The 2343-nt window shown below is 67.9% G+C and carries 3 protein-coding genes; 2 read left to right on the forward strand and 1 reads right to left on the reverse strand.

The window, feature by feature from the left end:
• Nucleotides 1-572 (forward strand): zinc-binding dehydrogenase (locus tag A5652_RS12070; protein ID WP_156745295.1); only part of this gene is annotated, 572 nt, incomplete at its 5' end.
• Nucleotides 573-690: 118 nt separating this feature from the next.
• Here A5652_RS12070 and A5652_RS12075 read toward each other — a convergent pair.
• Complete coding sequence (locus A5652_RS12075; protein ID WP_067351016.1) at nt 691-1887, reverse strand: cysteine desulfurase-like protein; 1197 nt, start codon at nt 1885-1887, stop codon at nt 691-693.
• A 117-nt stretch (nt 1888-2004) separates the two neighbouring features.
• Between A5652_RS12075 and A5652_RS12080 the strand changes: the two genes are divergently transcribed.
• Nucleotides 2005-2343: DUF6541 family protein (locus A5652_RS12080; protein WP_369805785.1), on the forward strand; the 339-nt coding region annotated here is incomplete at its 3' end.

A 2343-nucleotide genomic window follows, 5' to 3' on the forward strand; every position in this document is an offset into this window, starting at 1 on the left:
ATCTCGGCAAGGGGCAGCTGCTGCTGATGCACGGCGGGGCAAGCGGAATCGGCAGCCACGCCATTCAGGTGGCCCGGGCGCTGGGCGTGCGCGTGGCGGTCACCGCCGGGTCGGCGGAGAAGCTGGAGTTCTGCCGCGAGCTCGGCGCCGAGATCACCATCAACTACCGCGACGAGGACTTCGTCGCGCGCCTGCAGGAGGCCGGCGGCGCCGACGTGATCTTCGACATCATGGGCGCGTCCTATCTCGACCGCAACATCGACGCTCTGGCCACCGACGGGCAACTCGTGATCATTGGCATGCAGGGCGGAATCAAAGGCGAGCTCAACATCGGCAAGCTGCTGGGCAAGCGGGCTCGGGTCATCGGCACCACGCTGCGCGCTCGCCCGGCGACCGGGCCCAACAGCAAGACCGAGATCGTGCAGGCGGTGATCGAGTCGGTGTGGCCGATGATCGCCGAGGGCCGCGTCCGGCCGATCATCGGTGCCCGTCTGCCCATCCAGCAGGCCGGCGAGGCACATCAACGGCTGACGTCGAGCAAGGTGACCGGAAAGGTTGTCCTGACGGTCTAGCCGAGCGTCCGGGCGGTTGACTGTGCACTCAGGGCTTTCAGTGTGCAAGTAGGGCGAGATTTACGGTGGATTCACGCCGTGAGCGCACACGCGGTGACGGTGCCGGACTAGCCCAGCCTCAACCCAGCGACGCCAGCGCGCGCACCAACTGATCGACCTCGGCCGTCGTCGAGTAGTGCGCCAGGCCGACCGTGACCGCGCCGCCGACGTCGTTGACGCCCAACACATCGAGCGCGCGGGAACTTTCGTTGGTGACGGCCAGAATGCCGTTGTCCGCCAACCGCTGCACGACTCGCTCGGCGGGCACGCCGTTCAGCGCGAAACTGACCACCGGGATCCGCACCTCCGGACGGCCGATCACCATCACCAACGGCAGTGACCGCAACGACACCATCAGGTAGTCGTAGATCCGGTTCAGGTACGACGTGGCGGATTGCATCGACACCGCCAGGCGTTCGCGCCGGCTGCCGCGGGCGGATTCGTCGAGCGACGCCAGGTACTCGATGCTGGCCACCACCCCGGCCAGCAGACCGAACTGGTGCGCGCCGATCTCCAGGCGCGCCGGCCCGACGGCCTTGGGGTCCGGCGAGATGGAACTGAACGAGTTGAGCAACGCGGGATCGCGGAACACGATCGCCCCGATCGGTGGACCGCCCCAAGCCGCGGCGTTCACCGCCACCACGTCGGCGTCGGTTTCCTTGACGTCGAGCAGCCGGTAGGGCGCCGCGGCCGAATGGTCGACCACCGCCAGCCCGCCGACGTCGTGCACCAGCTTGGTCATCGCCCGCAGGTCGGTGACGGTGCCCAGCGCCGCGGAAGCCGAGGCGACGGCGACCAGCCGAGTCGACTTCCCGATCAGGCCCTCCCACTGCCACGTCGGGAGCTCACCCGTCTCGATGTCGATCTCGGCCCACTTGACCTTGGCGCCGTACCGGTGTGCCGCGCGCAGCCACGGGGCGATGTTGGCTTCGTCGTCCAGGCGGCTGACGATGACCTCGTAGCCCAGGCCGGCCCGCGACGACGACGCCTCGGCCAGCGCGGACAACAAGATCGCACGGTCGGCACCCAGCACGACACCGGCGGGGTCGACGTTGAACAGATCGGCCACCGCCGCCCGCGCCGCCTCCAGCACGTCGGCGCTGCGCTGCGCGGACGGGTGTGCGCCCGACGTAGTGGGACCGGACCTGCGAAAAGCCGTCGACACCGTGGTCGCGACGGAATCGGGAATCAGCATCCCACTTGGGGCGTCGAAGTGTACCCAGCCGTCACCCAGCGACGGATGCAGTCCGCGCACCCGGGCGACGTCATAAGCCATGTGGGCCACCTTAGGGCTTCCGCTTTTTGCGAAACTGTGACGGTAGCGGGTCCCACAGACGTTCCGGCCAGTTGGTGGCCTCCCGAGCCAGGGCACCCGGCCAGCCATACTAGTCGAGTGGGGCTCTGGTTCGGAACGCTCATTGCATTGTTCTTGCTGATAGCGCCCGGGGCGATCATCGCACGTATCAGTCAGCTGTCTTGGTCGATCGCTGTCGCGGTCGGCCCGGCGCTGACCTTCGGCATGGTCGCGCTCGCCATTATTCCGTTTGGTGCCATCGGAATTCCGTGGAACGGCTGGACCGCGCTGGCGACGCTGATCGTGGTGTGCCTGCTGATGATCGTCCTACAGCTGCTGCTGGCCCGCTACCGCGACCGAGAAGCGGAAGCCCGCGGGGTCAACCGTTGGCCCGCCATCACGGTCGGGGCGGGCGTGCTGTTGGGCGCGCTGCTCATC

Source organism: Mycobacterium sp. 1165178.9 (assembly GCF_001673555.1).
Classification (GTDB): Bacteria; Actinomycetota; Actinomycetes; order Mycobacteriales; family Mycobacteriaceae; genus Mycobacterium.